Below are 17,680 nucleotides of genomic sequence, written 5' to 3'. Positions count from 1 at the left end.
ATCAGATGGAGAGCGCTATGGCTTGGAATGAGCCGGGTGGCAACTCGAACAATCAGGATCCTTGGGGTGGCAAGCGTCGCAACAACGGCGACCGCAAGGGGCCGCCGGATCTCGACGAGGCCTTCCGAAAGCTGCAGGAAAGCCTGAACGGGTTGTTCGGTGGTGGAAAAAAACGCGGTGATGACGGTGGTGGCTCGGGCAAGAGCGGCGGCTTCGGCGGCCTGCTCGGCATCGGCCTTGTCGTGCTGGCGGCCGTCTGGCTGTACAGCGCGGTGTACGTCGTGGACGAGCAGGAGCAGGCCGTGGTGCTGCGCTTCGGCAAGTACTACGAGACTGTCGGTCCCGGCCTGAACATCTACTTCCCGCCGATCGACAAGAAGTACATGGAGAACGTCACGCGTGAGCGTGCCTACACCAAGCAGGGCCAGATGCTGACCGAAGACGAGAACATCGTCGAAGTGCCGCTGACCGTGCAGTACAAGATCAGCAACCTGCAGGACTTCGTGCTGAACGTCGACCAGCCGGAAATCAGCCTGCAACATGCGACCGACAGTGCGCTGCGCCATGTGGTGGGTTCCACCGCGATGGACCAGGTGCTGACCGAAGGTCGTGAGCTGATGGCCAGCGAGATCAAGGAGCGTCTGCAACGTTTCCTCGATACCTATCGCACCGGTATCACCGTCACCCAGGTCAACGTACAGAGCGCAGCGGCACCGCGTGAAGTGCAGGAAGCCTTCGATGACGTGATCCGCGCCCGTGAAGACGAGCAGCGTTCGCGCAACCAGGCTGAAACCTACGCCAACGGCGTGGTGCCGGAAGCCCGTGGTCAGGCCCAGCGCATCCTTGAAGATGCCAACGGTTACCGTGACGAAACGGTCTCGCGCGCCAAGGGTGAGGCGGATCGCTTCACCAAGCTGGTCGCCGAGTATCGCAAGGCGCCCGAGGTCACTCGCCAGCGTCTGTACCTGGACACCATGCAGGAAGTCTTCAGCAGCACCAGCAAGGTTCTCGTGACCGGCAACAAGAACGGCCAGAGCAACCTGCTTTACCTGCCGCTGGACAAAATGATTCAGAACAGTTCGGGCAGCAATGCACCGGTCACCGGTTCGGCTGCCGCCAGCAACAACACGGACGTCACGCCGCATGTCACTGACGTGCCGCAGTCGCGTACAAGGGAGACCCGCTGATGAGCAATAAATCGCTGATCGCCCTGATCGTTGGCGTTGTCGTGGTACTGGTTGGCTGGAACTGTTTCTACATCGTGGCTCAGACCGAGCGTGCGGTGTTGCTGCAGTTCGGTCGCGTGGTTCAGGCTGATGTTCAGCCAGGTCTGCATGTGAAAGTGCCTTACGTTAACCAGGTGCGTAAATTCGACGCACGTCTGATGACGCTGGATGCACCGACACAGCGCTTCCTGACGCTGGAAAAGAAAGCCGTGATGGTCGATGCCTATGCCAAGTGGCGCGTGAAAGATGCCGAGCGCTTCTACACCGCAACGTCCGGCCTCAAGCAGATCGCTGACGAGCGTCTGTCCCGTCGACTGGAATCGGGTCTGCGTGACCAGTTCGGTAAGCGCACCCTGCACGAAGTCGTGTCCGGTGAGCGTGATGCACTGATGGCTGACATCACCGCATCGCTGAACAAGATGGCGGAAAAGGAGCTGGGTATCGAAGTGGTCGATGTCCGGGTCAAGGCCATCGATCTGCCGAAAGAAGTGAACCGCAGCGTGTTCGAACGTATGAGCACCGAGCGTGAGCGTGAAGCTCGCGAGCACCGCGCCAAGGGTAACGAGCTGGCCGAAGGCATCCGTGCCGACGCCGATCGTCAACGCCGTGTGCTGCTGGCTGAAGCCTATCGTGAATCCGAAGAGATTCGCGGTGACGGTGATGCCCAGGCCGCTGCGATCTACTCCAAGGCCTACGGCCAGGATCAGGAATTCTACGGTTTCTACCGTAGCCTGCGTGCCTACCGTGAAAGCTTCGCGAACAAATCCGACGTCCTGGTCCTCGACCCAAGCAGCGACTTCTTCCGTTACCTGGAAAAGTCCAAGCCTTGATACGACGTTGACCTGAATCATTCCGCCCGGCGGCTAATACCTCGGGCGGGGTGATCCTTTGGGAAAACGTGTGTATGATGCGGCAGCCGGGAAATTCCCGGCTTTTTTGCGTCTGCACGTTTGATTGCTGTTTTTGTTGCAGAAGATCGGGTTGAATGGCCCGACAGTTTTTCGAGGAAAGTGATGGGCGAAGCCGGTAACAGGCCTTTCGCCGCGTCGTTCATGCGCGTGCGTTTTGAACGGGCCGGTCATTTTCTGCTTCACTCAAGGCTCGCCCTCGGGCTGGCCGCCCGGATCTAAGGGGAATGGCGTAATGGCAACGGTAGACCGCTGGCTGCTGCCAGATGGCATCGAAGAAGTACTGCCACCGGAAGCGGCGCGCATTGAAGTCGCGCGTCGTCAGGTGTTGGATCTGTTCCAGAGCTGGGGTTACGAGTTTGTCGTGACTCCCCATATCGAGTACCTGGAATCCCTGCTGACCGGCGCGGGCCAGGACCTGGATCTGCGTACCTTCAAGGTCATCGACCCGCAATCGGGCCGGCAGATGGGTTTCCGTGCCGACATCACGCCGCAAGTGGCGCGCATCGATGCGCACACCCTGCGTCGCGAAGGCCCGAGCCGCCTGTGCTACGCCGGCAGCGTGCTGCATGCCCAGCCGCGTGCCTTGTCGTCCTCGCGCAGCCCGATCCAACTGGGCGCCGAGTTGTACGGCGATGCCAGCCCGAGCAGCGACGTTGAAGTCATCAGCCTGATGCTGGCCATGCTGCAACTGGCCGATGTGCCGGACGTGCACATGGACCTCGGGCATGTCGGCATCTACCGCGGTCTGGCCCAGGCGGCCGGTCTGTCGGGTGAAGTCGAGCAGCAGTTGTTCGATGCATTGCAACGCAAGGCCATCGACGAGGTCATTACCCTGACCGAAGGCCTGCCGGCCGATCTGTCCGGCATGTTGCGCGCGCTGGTCGACCTGTGCGGCGGCCGTGAAGTGCTGAGCGCTGCCCGCGAGCGTCTGGCCAATGCGCCGGCGCCGGTACTGGCGGCGCTGGAAGATTTGCTGGCGATCGCCGAGCGTCTGTCGGTGCGCTTCCCGGAGCTGCCGCTGTACTTCGATCTGGGCGAACTGCGCGGTTATCACTACCACACCGGTGTGGTGTTTGCGGTATTCGTGCCGGGTGTTGGCCAGTCCATCGCCCAGGGCGGTCGTTACGACGACATCGGCGCCGACTTCGGTCGCGCCCGTCCGGCCACCGGCTTCTCCACCGATTTGAAAACCCTGGTGACCCTGGGGCGTGCTGAGATCGAGCTACCGTCTGGCGGTATCTGGATGCCTGACAGTACGGATGCGGCACTCTGGCAGCAGGTTTGCCAGTTGCGCAGTGAGGGTCAGCGTGTCGTTCAGGCATTGCCTGGACAACCTTTGGCCGCCGCCCGTGATGCGGACTGCGACCGGCAATTGATCCAGCAGAACGGGCTTTGGCAAGTATCGCCACTGGCTTCTTGAGTTTTCCTGCCGGCTGACGCCGGCACCAAGTTTGCGCGAATGAGGACAAGTGTTATGGGTAAGAATGTCGTAGTCCTGGGCACCCAATGGGGTGATGAGGGCAAAGGCAAGATCGTTGATCTGCTGACCGAACATGCTGCCGCCGTAGTGCGCTACCAGGGTGGCCACAACGCCGGTCACACTCTGGTGATCGACGGTGAAAAAACCGTCTTGCACCTGATCCCTTCGGGCGTGCTGCGCGAAGGCGTGCAGTGCCTGATCGGCAACGGCGTGGTGGTTGCACCTGACGCCCTGCTGCGCGAGATCACCAAGCTGGAAGAGAAAGGCGTACCGGTGCGCGAGCGCCTGCGCATCAGCCCTTCCTGCCCGCTGATCCTGTCCTTCCACGTGGCGCTGGACCAGGCCCGTGAAAAGGCCCGCGGCGAGCTGAAGATCGGTACGACCGGTCGCGGCATCGGCCCGGCTTACGAAGACAAGGTTGCACGTCGCGGTTTGCGTGTTGGCGATCTGCTCAACATGCCGCGCTTTGAAGACAAGCTGCGTGAGCTGGTGGACTACCACAACTTCATGCTGGTCGGTTACTACAAAGAGCCTGCCATCGAGTACGAAAAGACTCTGGCCGAGTGCAAGGAATACGCCGAGCTGCTCAAGCCGCTGATGCTGGACGTGACTGCCGAGCTGCACGACCTGCGTCGCGCCGGCAAAGACATCATGTTCGAAGGCGCCCAGGGTTCGTTGCTCGACATCGACCACGGCACCTACCCGTACGTGACCAGCTCCAACACCACCGCGGGTGGCGTGGCGACCGGTTCGGGCGTTGGCCCGATGTTCCTGGACTACATCCTGGGCATCACCAAGGCTTACACCACTCGCGTAGGTTCGGGCCCATTCCCGACTGAGCTGTTCGACGAAGTCGGTGCGCACCTGGCCAAGCAAGGTCACGAGTTCGGCGCTACCACCGGCCGTGCCCGTCGTTGCGGCTGGTTCGACGCCGTTATCCTGCGTCGTGCTATTGATGTGAACAGCATCTCGGGCATCTGCCTGACCAAGCTGGACGTACTCGACGGCCTGGAAACCATCAACATCTGCACCGGTTACAAAGACGCGCAAGGCAATGCCGTTGCTCCGACTGACGCTGACAGCTACGTGGGCCTGCAGCCTGTGTACGAAGAAGTGCCAGGCTGGAGCGAATCGACCGTGGGCGCCAAGACCCTGGAAGAGCTGCCGGCTAACGCTCGTGCCTACATCAAACGCGTTGAAGAGTTGATCGGCGCGCCGATCGACATTATTTCGACGGGTCCGGACCGCAACGAAACCATCGTTCTGCGTCATCCGTTCGCTTGATAAGTCGTTGATGTAAAAACACAAAGGCCCCTTCATCGGGGCCTTTGTCGTTTATGCCTGTTGGACGGCATGACCTTTGCTGTGATTCTGTCTACAAGAGTGCCATCAAATTAATGGCGTCAGACGTAGAGGGATTCAAAGTGTCAGCCGTTCTCTCACTGTTACAAAGCCGTCTGTTGCGGCCCGTGTTCGTTACCCTTGGTATCGCTCTTTTGGTGCAAGTGCTGGTGGCCGTCGCCCTGACGCGGAGCACCGTCACCGCGCTGGAAGCCGATCTCGGCACTCGCCTGGGCGCCGACAGCCAGAAGTTGTCCGGTGAGCTGGAGCAGGCCGGGCGCGAAGTCACGTCGAGTCTCGACAACCTCTCCTCAAGTACCCGTCAGCGTCTCACCGCCGGTCTTTCCTCGCGTCTGAAGGAAGAGCAGGCGCAGCTGCGTGCGACGTTGGAAAAAGACCTGAAGGATTCGGCCAATGACATGGCCCAACTGCTGGCCTCCGTGGCGCCCCGTGCCATGTGGGACAGCGACGTGCCGACCCTGTCCGAATTCGCCCGCCGGGCCCAGCGTAATCCCAACGTGCTGTTCGTGGTGTATGACGACGCCACCGGCCAGCATCTGACCCGCTACCTTAATCGCGAAAACCCGATCAACAAGGCCCTTTTGGAGAAGGGCCAGGGCGAGCGGGCGCTGGACAAGGTGTTGGATGCGGCGAAGAACGATCCGTCGGTCTACTACCTCGAAGCCTCGATCAACCCCAATGGCGTGGAAATCGGCAAGGTGCTGATGGGTGTCTCGACCGCCTCGGTTGAAACCGATCTGGCGGCGCTCGATCAACGCTTCACGGCGTTGATTGCCAGCAGCGATCAACTGGTCGGTGACAGCCTCAAGGGCGCCGCTGCCGACAGCGCCACCGCCATGCAGGCTCGCCTGCAATCGGCGCAGTCCACAGCTGCCGAGATGAAAGCCAACACCACCAGTACCGTGCAGGATGCTGCTGCAACGCTGCGCTGGCGTATCGGCATGGGCCTGGCGCTGGTGGGGGCCGGGGTGCTGTTGCTGCTGGCGGTGGTGCTCGGTCATCGGGTCGTCAATCGCCTGAAAATGCTCAACGCCGCCATGGATGACCTGGCCGCAGGCGAGGGTGATCTGACCAAACGTGTGCAGATCAACAGCAAGGACGAAATCGGCGACATGGCCTCGGCGGTCAACCGCTTTGTGGACAAGTTGCAGCCGATCGTGCGCGAGGCCGGGGATGTGGCTCAGCGCACCGGTGTGGAAATCGGCGCCATGACCCTGCGCAACGCCGGGGCCGACGCAGCGGCCGGGATGCAGCGTGATGAAGTGGCCGAAAGCCTGCGAGCGCTGTCGCAAATGGCCGATGAGGCTCAGTCGGAAAGCCATGCGATGCAGGCGGCGTTGAAGCAGGTGGTGGATATTCGTCAGGCCACCGACGAGAACACTCGCACCTCGGCCAGGGTCGGCAGCTTGATCGAGGCGCTGGCGGGGCAGGTCGATACCGGGGCGAAAGTCATTGAGCGGCTGGCACAGCAGAGCGAGCAGATTGAAGTGGTGCTGACCGTGATTCACGGCATCGCCGAGCAAACCAACCTGCTGGCGCTCAACGCGGCCATCGAAGCGGCCCGTGCTGGCGAGACCGGTCGCGGGTTTGCAGTGGTGGCGGATGAAGTCCGGGCGCTGGCGAGCAAGACCCAAAGCTCCACCGGCGACATTCAGGCGCACATCGTGGCCCTGCAGCAGGGCGCCCGTGAGGCGGTCGAGGCGATTGGTCAGGCTGGGCGTCAAGCGAGCGAAGGTTTGCTGGTGCTGCGTGACAGCGCGCGACTGCAGCAGTCGGTGCAGGCGTCGGTCGAGCAGGTGCATGCGGCGATTGGCCTGGCGACTCAGGCAGCGGCGCATCAGGCGCAGGGCGCGCAGGCTGTGCGTGGGCGGGTCGAAACGATTCATGCCCAGGCCGAAAAAGCTGCACAGGCGGTGGTCGAGACCACGGCCAGCGGCAAGGTGCTGGATGGTCTGGCGGCGCAGCTCAAGGCCAGTCTGGGGCAGTTCCGGGCCTGATAGTGCGAGCAAAAAAAATCGCAGCTTCGGCTGCGATTTTTTTATCGGCTCAAATACATCCGGGTTGTCAGCAGGTAGACGGGCAATCCCGACACCACAATCAACAACGCCGCATAAGGCGCTGCGGCTGCGAACTCGACATTTGCGGTATGCGCCCAGACTTCAGTCGCCAATGTGTTGAGCCCGGTCGGACTCAGCAGCAATGTAGCCGTCAGTTCTTTCATGGCATCCAGAAACACCAGCGCAAAGGCTGCGCCCAGTGCCGGGAAGATGATCGGTAAAGTCACCCGACAGAACGCCGTGAACGAGGAGGCGCCGAGGGTGCGGGCGGCTTCTTCGAGTTGCGGCGCGGCCTTGTTCAACGCCGTGCGGATCGGCGCCTGAGCCAGCGGCAGAAACAGCAGTGCATACGCAATCAGCAATAACGCGGAGGTCTGGTACAGCGCCGGCACGTAATGCAGGGCGAAATACACCAGCGTCAACGCGATTACCAATCCCGGCAGGGCGTGCAGCAGATAGGGCAGGCGTTCGGCCCAGATCGCCAGTTGGCCTTTGTAGCGCACCACCAGCAATCCGACCGGCACTGCCAGCACCAGACACAATCCAGCGCCACCCAGCGATAGCGCCAATGAAGACAGCAAGGCTTCAGTGATCGCCGCAACCGGGAATGCCGCTGACGATCCCACGGCGAGCCAGTAGGCCAGCATGCCCAGCGGAATCCCGCTGCCGACAATCGCCAGCATCAGGCAATACAGCTGACCGGCGATCGCCCAAGGTCCCAGTCGCACTTGTTCAGCCCGACGCGCCGCACCTTGGCCGGTACGTACATGTCGTCCCTTGCCGCGCACCCGCAACTCCAGCCACAACAGCATCAGGCACAGCGCCAGCAATACCGCCGACAGCATCGCCGCGTTGGCATTGCTGAATTCCAGTTCGAATTGCTGATAGATCGCGGTGGTGAAAGTTTGCAGGCCGATGATCGACAGTGCGCCGAATTCCACCAGCATGTGCAGCGCAATCAGCAGCGAACCGGCCAGCAAGGAAGGCCAGAGCAGGGGCAGGGTGACGCGGAAAAACACGCCCCAGCGATTCTGTCCCAAGGTGCGAGCCGACTCTTCAAGGGATGGATCAAGATTGCGCAGCGTGGCGGCCACCGGCAGAAAGATCAGCGGATATTTCGACAGGCTCATCACCAAGATCGCCCCGCCGAGTCCTTCGAACTGCGCGCTGAGCGAAACCCAGGTAAAGCTGCTGACGAATGCCGGCACTGCGAACGGCAGGCAAAGAATCACGCCCCACAGCCGTCGGCCCGGCAGATTGCTGCGCTCCAGTAGCCACGCCAGCGACAGGCCGATCACGCCACAGGTCACGGTCACGCCAACCATCAGCGCCAGCGTGTTGCGCAGCAGGCCGAACACATAGGGGCGCCACAGTAAATGCAGCGCTTCGGTCCAGCCCGCCTGCCAGGCTTTGAGCCCGACGTAGGCCAGCGGCAACAGGCTCATGACCACCAGCAGCAAAACCGGCAACACCAGCCAGATCGACGGCCGTTTGCGCCGTGGAACGTAACCCCCGCGTGTAGCGGGGGCGGATAACGATGCGGTCATCAGTTCAGGCCAACTTCGCGTTCCAGCTCCAGCGCCTCTTCGGCATTACCCAGATCGGCCGGCGTGACATCCGGCGCTTCCAGTTCGCTGAATGGCTTGAGGCCGCGATCCGATTCCATGCCTTTGTGCAGCGGGTATTCGGCGGTGGTCTGGGTGATCACGCGCTGGCCTTCTTCGCTGGCCATGTAGGCGAGAAATTGCTGGGCTTCTTTTGGATGTTTGCTGGATTTCAGCACGGCTGCGCTGGACACGGTGATCAGGCCACCCACATCGCCGCCGGTGAAGTAATGCAGTTTGGAATCAAGCTGGCCTTTCTCCCGCTGCAGGGCGAACCAGTAGTAGTTGTTCACCAGCACGGTGGCGACTTCGCCGTTTTCCACCGCCTTGAGGGCGACCATGTTGTTGCTGTAGGTCTTGCCGAAGGCGCGCAGGCCGGTCAGCCATTCTTCGGCGGCTTCGCGACCGTGCTTTTTGATGATGGCCACGGCCTGTTCCTGGAACGCGCCGCTGGTCGGGACGAAGCCGACCTTGCCTTGCCACTGCGGATCGGCGAAATCCAGCACCGATTTGGGCAGATCTTTTTCGTCGATCAGTTTCGGGTTGAAGGCCACCACGCGAACCCGGGCGGTGACGCCGATCCAGGTGCCGTTGCCGGCGACGTATTTTTTCGGCAGAACGGCCAGGGTCGCATCGTCAGCCTTGGCCAGCAGGCCTTGCTCGCCGAGGTTGTTCAGCGGCGGGGATTCTTCGGTGTAGATGACGTCGGCAGGTGAGCGGTCGCCTTCTTCGATGATCTGGCTGGCGAGCTGGTTGCTGCTACCCTTGCGCACATTGACGTGAATGCCGGTCTTGGCTTCGAAGGCTTCGGCGATGGCGTCGCCGACTTCCTTGTGTTGACCGTTGTAGAGCGTCAGGGAAACCGTGTCGGCAGCCTGGGCGAGGGGAGTGGCGAGTGCCAGGCCGAGCAGGGTGAAGGTCAAGCCGCGGCGCAGGGTATTTCGAAACATCATTCGCAGGGTTCCTCACTGTCGCATTGCAAAAACTTGCAACAATGATAAACGATATTGTTTCTCAAGTGCGCCTTGCAGGGGAGGGGTGGGTCTGATAGGCGTTGGGATTCAGGTTTTCCAAACCCCGGAAACGCAAAAACCCGCTTTCGCGGGTTTTTGTGAGATTCAAGATCGTAACCTTGAATTTGAATTGGTGCCCAGAAGAAGACTCGAACTTCCACGACCGTAAGGTCACCAGCACCTGAAGCTGGCGTGTCTACCAATTTCACCATCTGGGCTTCATCTTCAGCGTCGCCGCTGTTGATGTGGCGCACTATACGGAGCGCCTTTTGATCTGTAAACCCCTGATTTGATTTTAATAAATCAATTTCAGAAAAAGCGGGGGGCAGAATGCAAAAAACCCGCTTTCGCGGGTTTTTGTGTGAGTCTTGAAACTGATCTAGTCTCAAACTCGAAATTGGTGCCCAGGAGAAGACTCGAACTTCCACGACCGTAAGGTCACCAGCACCTGAAGCTGGCGTGTCTACCAATTTCACCACCTGGGCATCTCGTCAACGTGTGTACGTCGTCGATGGCGCGCACTATACGGAGCGACTTTTTAACTGTAAACCCCTGCCGGCAAAAAAAATGATTTTTTTTACCAGCGGTGTTCAAAACGGCTTTCGAACGTCGATAGAGGGCTTTAGAAAGGCCTTTATAGTCTGAAATTTCCCGTTTGATGGCGCCTATGCCAAACTAACCCGCATATAGACAAGGTGAAAACTCTCTAATGGCCGATTGGCAGTCCCTCGATCCCGAGGCCGCTCGTGAAGCGGAAAAATATGAAAACCCTATTCCCAGCCGCGAACTGATCCTTCAGCACCTTGCTGATCGAGGTTCGCCTGCTGCCCGCGAGCAACTGGTCGAAGAGTTTGGTCTGACCACAGAAGACCAGATCGAAGCCCTGCGCCGCCGCCTGCGCGCCATGGAGCGCGACGCTCAACTGATCTATACCCGCCGTGGTACGTATGCGCCGGTGGACAAGCTCGACTTGATCCTCGGTCGCATCAGCGGTCATCGCGACGGCTTCGGCTTCCTGGTGCCGGATGACGGCTCCGACGACCTGTTCATGAGCCCGGCGCAAATGCGTCTGGTGTTCGACGGCGACCGTGCCCTGGCCCGTGTCTCCGGCCTGGACCGCCGCGGTCGTCGCGAAGGCGTGATCGTCGAAGTGGTGTCCCGTGCCCACGAAAGCATCGTCGGCCGCTACTTCGAAGAAGGCGGTATCGGCTTCGTCGTCGCGGACAACCCGAAGATCCAGCAGGAAGTGCTGGTGACGCCGGGCCGTAACGCCAACGCCCAGATCGGTCAGTTCGTCGAGGTGAAAATCACTCACTGGCCGACGCCGCGCTTCCAGCCGCAAGGTGATGTGATCGAAGTGGTCGGCAACTACATGGCGCCGGGCATGGAAATCGATGTCGCCCTGCGCACCTACGACATTCCGCACGTCTGGCCTGAAGCCGTTCTGAAGGAAGCCGGCAAGCTCAAGCCGGAAGTCGAAGAAAAAGACAAAGAGAAGCGCGTCGACCTGCGCCATCTGCCGTTCGTCACCATCGACGGCGAAGATGCCCGCGACTTCGACGACGCGGTCTACTGCGAAGCCAAGCCAGGCAAACTGCGGCTGTTCTCCGGCGGCTGGAAGTTGTACGTGGCGATTGCCGACGTTTCCAGCTACGTGAAGATCGGTTCGGCTCTGGACAACGAAGCTCAGGTTCGCGGCAACTCGGTGTACTTCCCCGAGCGCGTGGTGCCGATGCTGCCGGAACAGCTCTCTAACGGCCTGTGCTCGCTGAACCCGCATGTCGACCGTCTGGCCATGGTTTGCGAGATGACCATCTCCAAGTCCGGCGAAATGACCGACTACTGCTTCTATGAAGCGGTGATCCATTCCCACGCCCGTCTGACCTATAACAAGGTCAGCGCGATGCTGGAAACGCCGAAAGCGACAGAAGGGCGCAAGCTGCGCGGTGAATACACCGACGTCCTGCCGCACCTCAAGCAACTCTACGCGCTGTACAAGGTATTGCTGGCTGCCCGTCATGTACGTGGCGCGATCGATTTCGAAACGCAGGAAACCCGGATCATCTTCGGTTCCGAGCGCAAGATTGCCGAAATCCGTCCGACCACCCGTAACGATGCGCACAAGCTGATCGAGGAATGCATGCTGGCGGCCAACGTGGCCACTGCCGAATTCCTGAAAAAGCACGAAATCCCTGCGTTGTACCGCGTCCACGACGGCCCGCCACCGGAGCGTCTGGAAAAACTGCGCGCGTTCTTGGGTGAGCTCGGTCTGTCCCTGCACAAAGGCAAGGATGGCCCGTCGCCGAAGGACTATCAGGCACTGTTGGCCAGCATCAAGGATCGTCCGGATTTCCACCTGATCCAGACCGTGATGCTGCGCTCCCTGAGCCAGGCGGTGTACAGCGCCCAGAACGAAGGCCACTTCGGTCTGAATTACGAAGCCTATACCCACTTCACCTCGCCGATCCGTCGTTACCCGGACCTGCTCACGCACCGGGCGATCCGCAGCGTGATCCATTCGAAACAGGACACCCCGCACGTTCGTCGTGCCGGTGCGATGACCATTCCGAAGGCGCGCATCTATCCGTACGACGAAGCAGCGCTGGAGCAACTCGGCGAGCAGTGCTCGATGAGCGAGCGCCGTGCCGACGAAGCGACCCGCGACGTAGTGAACTGGCTCAAGTGCGAGTTCATGAAAGACCGCGTGGGCGAATCGTTCCCGGGCGTGATCACTGCCGTGACCGGTTTCGGGCTGTTCGTCGAACTGACCGATATTTACGTCGAAGGTCTGGTGCACGTTACGGCGTTGCCGGGTGACTACTACCACTTCGACCCTGTGCACCACCGCCTGGCGGGCGAGCGCACCGGTCGCAGCTTCCGTCTTGGCGATACCGTTGAAGTGCGCGTCATGCGCGTCGATCTCGACGAGCGCAAGATCGACTTCGAGATGGCTGAAAAAACCATCAGCGCGCCGATCGGCCGCAAGAAGCGTGGCGCCGAGACGACCACTCCTGCAGCCAAGGTTGTGGAAGAAAAGGCTCCGGCAAAAACCGCCAGCCGTCGTCCGGCCAAGGAGAAGGCTGTCGAGGCCTATCGTCCGAGCGATGCCGTGGCGAAAAACGCCGAGCTGCGCAAAAGCCGTGAATTGAAGAAGGCCTTGCTGGCCGATGCCAAAAACGGTGGTAAAGCGGCGTCCGGGGGAAAGGCCGGACGGTCGGCGCCTGACAAGGCTTCCGGCGGCAAGCCAGCCAAACCGAGCAAACACCGTAAAGGCCCGCCGAAAGCGGGTTCCGCTCCAGCCAAAAGTGGCGGGGCGCGTAAACCGAAGGCGAAGTCATGAGTCAGTTGGAAAAAATCTACGGCGTTCACGCGGTAGAAGCGTTGCTGCGTCACCACCCTAAACGCGTCAAGCAGATCTGGCTGGCCGAGAGTCGCAACGATCCGCGCGTGCAAACGCTGATCGAGTTGGCCAACGAAAACCGGGTCCAGATCGGTCAGGCCGAGCGCCGCGAAATGGACGCCTGGGTTGAAGGCGTGCACCAGGGCGTGGTGGCGGACGTCAGTCCGAGCCAGGTCTGGGGCGAGGCGATGCTCGACGAGCTGCTCGATCGCACCGAAGGCGCGCCGCTGTTGCTGGTGCTCGACGGCGTGACCGACCCGCACAACCTCGGCGCCTGCCTGCGTTCGGCGGACGCTGCCGGTGCGCTGGCGGTCATCGTGCCGAAAGACAAGTCGGCCACCCTGACGCCTGTCGTACGTAAAGTGGCTTGCGGCGCGGCGGAAGTGATTCCGCTGGTGGCCGTCACCAACCTTGCGCGCACCCTGGAAAAGCTTCAGCAGCGTGGTCTGTGGGTTGTCGGCACGGCGGGTGAGGCCGAAGTCAGCATCTATGACCAGGATCTGACTGGTCCGACCATCCTGATCATGGGTGCCGAAGGCAAAGGCATGCGCCGCCTGACCCGCGAGCATTGCGATTACCTGGTGCACTTGCCGATGGCCGGTAGCGTCAGCAGTCTCAATGTCTCGGTTGCGACCGGCGTGTGCCTGTTCGAAGCCCAGCGTCAGCGCGGTGCCAAGGCCAAGGCGGCTGCCAAAAAGGCTTAAGCCTTACGCCGATTCAAATGTGGGAGCGGGCTTGCTCGCGAAAGCGGTGTGTCATTCAGCAAAAATGTTGGATGTGATGCCGCATTCGCGAGCAAGCCCGCTCCCACATTGGTTCTGCGCAAAGGTGCAGATTGGTAAAGTGAATGAACTGTTCAAATAATCACCAATTGCCTTGCACCTCTTCAGTCCCTTCTCTACAATTGCGCCCCTTGCTGTGGCGGCAGGCATGCATGTGCCCCGCGCCAGCAAGTCCATAAGTGTCATTCACTCCTTGTCTGACCGTTTTTGAGCGGCAGGCTACAACCCGTAAGGAGCATTCATGCGTCATTACGAAATCATCTTTCTGGTCCACCCTGACCAGAGCGAGCAAGTCGGCGGCATGGTTGAGCGTTACACCAAGCTGATCGAAGAAGACGGCGGCAAAATCCACCGTCTGGAAGACTGGGGCCGTCGTCAACTGGCCTACGCAATCAACAATGTTCACAAGGCTCACTACGTGATGCTGAACGTTGAGTGCACCGGCAAGGCCCTGGCCGAGCTGGAAGACAACTTCCGCTACAACGATGCAGTGATCCGTAACCTGGTCATCCGTCGCGACGAAGCCGTTACCGGCCAGTCCGAGATGCTCAAGGCTGAAGAAAACCGCAGTGAGCGCCGTGAGCGTCGCGAACGTCCTGAGCACGATGGCAGCGCCGATGGCGATGACAGCGATAGCGACAGCGACAACAGCGATAACGCTGACGAGTAATCCACGGACCTTTTAAGGAGCCTATCAAATGGCACGTTTCTTCCGTCGTCGTAAATTCTGCCGCTTCACCGCTGAAGACGTGAAGGAGATCGACTACAAAGATCTCAACACTCTGAAAGCCTACGTATCCGAGACCGGCAAAATCGTTCCAAGCCGCATCACCGGTACCAAAGCTCGTTATCAGCGTCAGCTGGCCACCGCTATCAAGCGCGCCCGCTTCCTGGCCCTGCTGGCCTACACCGACAGCCACGGCCGCTGAGACCGGGCAGTCGACAAGTAGCAAAGGATTGAATGCATGCGTGCCTTAGCTGAGTTCATCATGCGCGGCCGTATGCAGGCCACTCTCGTAGTGGCCGGGTGTGCAACATTGCCGTTGTTGTATTGGTTGGGTGCCGCCGCCGGGAGCCTGGTGCTTCTGCGGCGCGGATTGGCCGACGCCCTGGGCGTCGTGTCGCTGGGACTGCTGCCGGCATTGATCTGGTGGTTGTATGCCGATGACCCACGGGCGCTTCTGGTGCTGCTGGGGTCTTCGGGGCTTGCGCTGGTGTTGCGCGCAAGCGAGTCCTGGGTCCGTACGCTGCTGGTCAGCGTAGCCATGGGGCTGGTGTTTTCAGTGGTGCTCGGGGCGGCGTTCGCGCCCCAGATCGAGATGCTGGCGCAGGCCTTGGTAAAGGTCATGCCCGCGCTTCTCGGTGATGCCTACCAACAATTGTCGGTAGACGAGCAGGCGCGTTTCGCGTCGCTGATCGCACCGGTCCTGACCGGCCTGATTGCGGCCTTGTTGCAGATCGTCAGCGTGCTGAGCCTGATTGTCGGGCGTTATTGGCAGGCGTTGTTGTACAACCCGGGTGGTTTTGGTCGCGAGTTTCGCGCCATCCGGATCCCGCTGGGACCGGCGATGTTGCTGCTGGCGTTGATGCTTCTGGGCCCGAATCTCGGTGCACAGATGGCCATGTTGACGCCGTTGTGCAGTGTGCCGCTGGTGTTTGCCGGGCTGGCCCTGATTCACGGGCTGGTGGCGCAAAGGCGACTGGCCGGTTTCTGGCTGGTGGGGTTGTACGTGACGCTGTTGCTGTTCATGCAGCTGATCTATCCGTTGCTCGTGGTTCTGGCCATTGTCGACAGCCTGATTGATTTTCGCGGTCGGGTGTCGAAAGACACCGATAACGCGAACGGTGAAGGTTAAAAGTTAAGAGGATTTCCACATGCAACTGATCCTTCTGGAAAAAATCGCCAACCTGGGCAACCTGGGCGACAAAGTAAACGTTAAGGCCGGTTACGGCCGTAACTACCTGCTGCCTTTCGGCAAAGCCACCGCTGCGACCGCTGCCAACCTGGCTGCGTTCGAAGAGCGTCGCGCTGAGCTGGAAAAAGCCGCCGCAGACCGTAAGGCATCGGCTGAAAGCCGTGCTGCCCAACTGGCCGAGCTGGAAGTGACCATCACTGCCACCGCTGGCGACGAAGGCAAGCTGTTCGGTTCGATCGGTACTCACGACATCGCTGACGCACTGACCGCCTCCGGCGTTGAAGTGGCGAAAAGCGAAGTTCGTCTGCCGAACGGCACCATCCGCAACGTGGGTGAATTCGACGTGGCTGTGCACCTGCACGCCGAAGTTGAAGCCACCGTGCGCGTTGTCGTGGTAGCAGCTTAAGCAACACCCTGATCGACTGGCGGCCTGTCCGTCAGACGGTTAACATCGGGCACGATCCTGTTTACAGGTCGTGCCCTTTGTCTTTCTGCACTCCCTGCTTTTCCTGATTAAAAAGTGGCCATGAACGAAATCTCCGCTCCCGAGCAATACGATCTGCAAACTGCCGCGCTGAAGGTGCCGCCGCATTCCATCGAGGCCGAACAGGCCGTGCTCGGTGGTCTGATGCTGGACAACAACGCCTGGGAACGCGTGCTCGATCAAGTCTCCGACGGCGATTTCTACCGGCATGACCACCGTCTGATTTTCCGTGCGATCGCCAAACTGGCCGATCAGAACCTGCCGATCGACGTCGTGACCCTTGCCGAGCAACTGGACAAGGAAGGACAGACCTCGCAAGTCGGCGGCCTCGGTTACCTGGGCGAACTGGCGAAAAACACGCCGTCCGTCGCCAACATCAAGGCCTATGCGCAGATCGTCCGCCAGCGTGCGACGTTGCGTCAGTTGATCGGTATCAGCACGGAAATTGCCGACAGCGCCTTCAACCCTGAAGGTCGCACCGCCGAGGAAATCCTCGACGAAGCCGAGCGGCAGATCTTCGCGATTGCCGAAGCCCGGCCGAAAACCGGCGGCCCGGTGGGGGTGAATGACCTGTTGACCAAGGCCATCGACCGCATCGATACCCTGTTCAACACCGCCGACTCGATCACCGGCCTGTCCACCGGCTACACCGACCTCGACGAGAAAACCAGCGGACTGCAACCGGCCGACTTGATCATCGTCGCCGGCCGTCCTTCGATGGGTAAGACGACTTTCGCGATGAACCTGGTGGAAAACGCCGTGTTGCGCAGCGACAAGGTCGTGCTGGTGTACTCCCTCGAGATGCCAGGCGAATCGCTGATCATGCGTATGCTGTCGTCCCTCGGTCGTATCGACCAGACCAAGGTGCGTTCCGGCCAGCTGGAAGACGACGACTGGCCGCGCCTGACCTCGGCGGTCAACCTGCTCAACGACCGCAAGCTGTTCATCGATGACACCGCCGGCATCAGCCCGTCGGAGATGCGTGCCCGAACCCGGCGTCTGGTGCGCGAGCACGGCGACATCGGCCTGATCATGATCGACTACCTGCAGCTGATGCAGATCCCGGGTTCCAGCGGCGACAACCGGACCAACGAGATTTCCGAGATCTCCCGATCCTTGAAAGCCCTGGCCAAGGAATTCAACTGCCCGGTAGTTGCTCTGTCGCAGCTCAACCGCTCCCTGGAACAACGTCCCAACAAGCGCCCGGTGAACTCCGACTTGCGGGAATCCGGAGCGATCGAGCAAGACGCCGACGTGATCATGTTCGTGTACCGGGACGAGGTGTATCACCCGGAAACCGAACACAAGGGCATTGCCGAAATCATCATCGGCAAGCAGCGGAACGGCCCGATCGGCTTCATCCGCCTGGCCTTCATCGGCAAGTACACCCGCTTCGAAAACCTCGCGCCGGGCAGTTACAACTTCGACGACGACGAGTAACGCAA

14 protein-coding genes and 2 tRNA genes are annotated in these 17,680 nt (G+C 60.6%); 12 read left to right on the top strand and 4 right to left on the bottom strand.

The window, feature by feature from the left end; translation table 11 throughout:
• Positions 1 to 17: 17 nt before the first annotated feature.
• The 5 genes from hflK to CAG25_RS03595 all read left to right on the top strand — a co-directional run bounded on the left by hflK (position 18) and on the right by CAG25_RS03595 (position 6,976).
• Entirely contained in the window at positions 18 to 1,187 is a 1,170-nt protein-coding gene (hflK, locus tag CAG25_RS03615; RefSeq protein WP_039766653.1) for an FtsH protease activity modulator HflK, read from the top strand.
• Positions 1,187 to 2,056, top strand: a complete 870-nt coding sequence (hflC, locus tag CAG25_RS03610; protein WP_007950723.1) for a protease modulator HflC — start codon at positions 1,187 to 1,189, stop codon at positions 2,054 to 2,056. The genes hflK and hflC overlap by 1 nt, the downstream gene beginning before the upstream one ends.
• Positions 2,057 to 2,369: 313 nt before the next feature.
• On the top strand, positions 2,370 to 3,557 hold the full coding sequence (locus tag CAG25_RS03605) for an ATP phosphoribosyltransferase regulatory subunit (protein WP_011332186.1): 1,188 nt from the start codon (positions 2,370 to 2,372) through the stop codon (positions 3,555 to 3,557).
• A gap of 54 nt (positions 3,558 to 3,611) precedes the next feature.
• Positions 3,612 to 4,901, top strand: a complete 1,290-nt coding sequence (locus tag CAG25_RS03600) for an adenylosuccinate synthase (protein WP_064379102.1) — start codon at positions 3,612 to 3,614, stop codon at positions 4,899 to 4,901.
• A gap of 140 nt (positions 4,902 to 5,041) precedes the next feature.
• Positions 5,042 to 6,976: a methyl-accepting chemotaxis protein gene (locus CAG25_RS03595; RefSeq protein WP_085611239.1), complete on the top strand. Its 1,935-nt coding sequence runs from the start codon at positions 5,042 to 5,044 to the stop codon at positions 6,974 to 6,976.
• Between the two features lie 41 nt (positions 6,977 to 7,017).
• Here CAG25_RS03595 and CAG25_RS03590 read toward each other — a convergent pair whose 3' ends face one another.
• The 4 genes from CAG25_RS03590 to CAG25_RS03575 form a co-directional block, all read right to left on the bottom strand.
• Positions 7,018 to 8,583, bottom strand: coding sequence for an iron ABC transporter permease (locus CAG25_RS03590; RefSeq protein ID WP_064593105.1), 1,566 nt, complete (start codon positions 8,581 to 8,583; stop codon positions 7,018 to 7,020).
• Positions 8,583 to 9,593, bottom strand: a complete 1,011-nt coding sequence (locus CAG25_RS03585; RefSeq protein ID WP_085611058.1) for an extracellular solute-binding protein — start codon at positions 9,591 to 9,593, stop codon at positions 8,583 to 8,585. Before CAG25_RS03585 ends, CAG25_RS03590 begins: the two co-directional genes overlap by 1 nt.
• 191 nt (positions 9,594 to 9,784) lie before the next feature.
• A tRNA-Leu gene (locus CAG25_RS03580) sits at positions 9,785 to 9,871 on the bottom strand.
• Between the two features lie 180 nt (positions 9,872 to 10,051).
• Positions 10,052 to 10,138, bottom strand: a tRNA-Leu gene (locus CAG25_RS03575).
• Between the two features lie 224 nt (positions 10,139 to 10,362).
• Between CAG25_RS03575 and rnr the strand changes: the two genes are divergently transcribed.
• From rnr to dnaB, 7 genes are all read left to right on the top strand, one after another.
• Positions 10,363 to 12,993, top strand: coding sequence for a ribonuclease R (gene rnr, locus CAG25_RS03570; RefSeq protein ID WP_064593109.1), 2,631 nt, complete (start codon positions 10,363 to 10,365; stop codon positions 12,991 to 12,993).
• A complete protein-coding gene (gene rlmB, locus CAG25_RS03565) occupies positions 12,990 to 13,757 on the top strand; it encodes a 23S rRNA (guanosine(2251)-2'-O)-methyltransferase RlmB (RefSeq protein ID WP_085611057.1) in 768 nt (255 codons plus the stop codon). Before rnr ends, rlmB begins: the two co-directional genes overlap by 4 nt.
• 319 nt (positions 13,758 to 14,076) lie before the next feature.
• A complete protein-coding gene (gene rpsF / locus CAG25_RS03560) occupies positions 14,077 to 14,505 on the top strand; it encodes a 30S ribosomal protein S6 (protein WP_007950702.1) in 429 nt (142 codons plus the stop codon).
• Between the two features lie 28 nt (positions 14,506 to 14,533).
• Complete coding sequence (rpsR, locus tag CAG25_RS03555; RefSeq protein ID WP_002551829.1) at positions 14,534 to 14,764, top strand: 30S ribosomal protein S18; 231 nt, start codon at positions 14,534 to 14,536, stop codon at positions 14,762 to 14,764.
• A 36-nt stretch (positions 14,765 to 14,800) separates the two neighbouring features.
• Positions 14,801 to 15,691: a hypothetical protein gene (locus tag CAG25_RS03550; protein ID WP_085611056.1), complete on the top strand. Its 891-nt coding sequence runs from the start codon at positions 14,801 to 14,803 to the stop codon at positions 15,689 to 15,691.
• A 19-nt stretch (positions 15,692 to 15,710) separates the two neighbouring features.
• A complete protein-coding gene (gene rplI / locus CAG25_RS03545; RefSeq protein ID WP_003186385.1) occupies positions 15,711 to 16,157 on the top strand; it encodes a 50S ribosomal protein L9 in 447 nt (148 codons plus the stop codon).
• Between the two features lie 120 nt (positions 16,158 to 16,277).
• Positions 16,278 to 17,675, top strand: a complete 1,398-nt coding sequence (dnaB, locus tag CAG25_RS03540; RefSeq protein WP_011332193.1) for a replicative DNA helicase — start codon at positions 16,278 to 16,280, stop codon at positions 17,673 to 17,675.
• The last annotated feature ends 5 nt before the right edge of the window (positions 17,676 to 17,680 follow it).

Origin of the sequence: Pseudomonas sp. B16(2017) (assembly GCF_002113205.1) — a bacterium.
GTDB lineage: Bacteria > Pseudomonadota > Gammaproteobacteria > Pseudomonadales > Pseudomonadaceae > Aquipseudomonas > Aquipseudomonas pharyngis.
This window is presented reverse-complemented; position numbering and strand designations above follow the sequence as displayed.

What these genes read in the sequence shown, in the direction of transcription:
- hflC (WP_007950723.1), top strand. Translation starts at nt 1,187, where the DNA reads ATGAGCAATAAATCGCTGATCGCCCTGATCGTTGGCGTTGTCGTGGTA.
- hflK (WP_039766653.1), top strand. Translation starts at nt 18, where the DNA reads ATGGCTTGGAATGAGCCGGGTGGCAACTCGAACAATCAGGATCCTTGG.
- rlmB (WP_085611057.1), top strand. Translation starts at nt 12,990, where the DNA reads ATGAGTCAGTTGGAAAAAATCTACGGCGTTCACGCGGTAGAAGCGTTG.
- rpsR (WP_002551829.1), top strand. Translation starts at nt 14,534, where the DNA reads ATGGCACGTTTCTTCCGTCGTCGTAAATTCTGCCGCTTCACCGCTGAA.
- CAG25_RS03550 (WP_085611056.1), top strand. Translation starts at nt 14,801, where the DNA reads ATGCGTGCCTTAGCTGAGTTCATCATGCGCGGCCGTATGCAGGCCACT.
- rpsF (WP_007950702.1), top strand. Translation starts at nt 14,077, where the DNA reads ATGCGTCATTACGAAATCATCTTTCTGGTCCACCCTGACCAGAGCGAG.
- rplI (WP_003186385.1), top strand. Translation starts at nt 15,711, where the DNA reads ATGCAACTGATCCTTCTGGAAAAAATCGCCAACCTGGGCAACCTGGGC.
- CAG25_RS03605 (WP_011332186.1), top strand. Translation starts at nt 2,370, where the DNA reads ATGGCAACGGTAGACCGCTGGCTGCTGCCAGATGGCATCGAAGAAGTA.
- CAG25_RS03600 (WP_064379102.1), top strand. Translation starts at nt 3,612, where the DNA reads ATGGGTAAGAATGTCGTAGTCCTGGGCACCCAATGGGGTGATGAGGGC.
- CAG25_RS03590 (WP_064593105.1), bottom strand. Translation starts at nt 8,583, where the DNA reads ATGACCGCATCGTTATCCGCCCCCGCTACACGCGGGGGTTACGTTCCA.
- rnr (WP_064593109.1), top strand. Translation starts at nt 10,363, where the DNA reads ATGGCCGATTGGCAGTCCCTCGATCCCGAGGCCGCTCGTGAAGCGGAA.
- CAG25_RS03585 (WP_085611058.1), bottom strand. Translation starts at nt 9,593, where the DNA reads ATGATGTTTCGAAATACCCTGCGCCGCGGCTTGACCTTCACCCTGCTC.
- dnaB (WP_011332193.1), top strand. Translation starts at nt 16,278, where the DNA reads ATGAACGAAATCTCCGCTCCCGAGCAATACGATCTGCAAACTGCCGCG.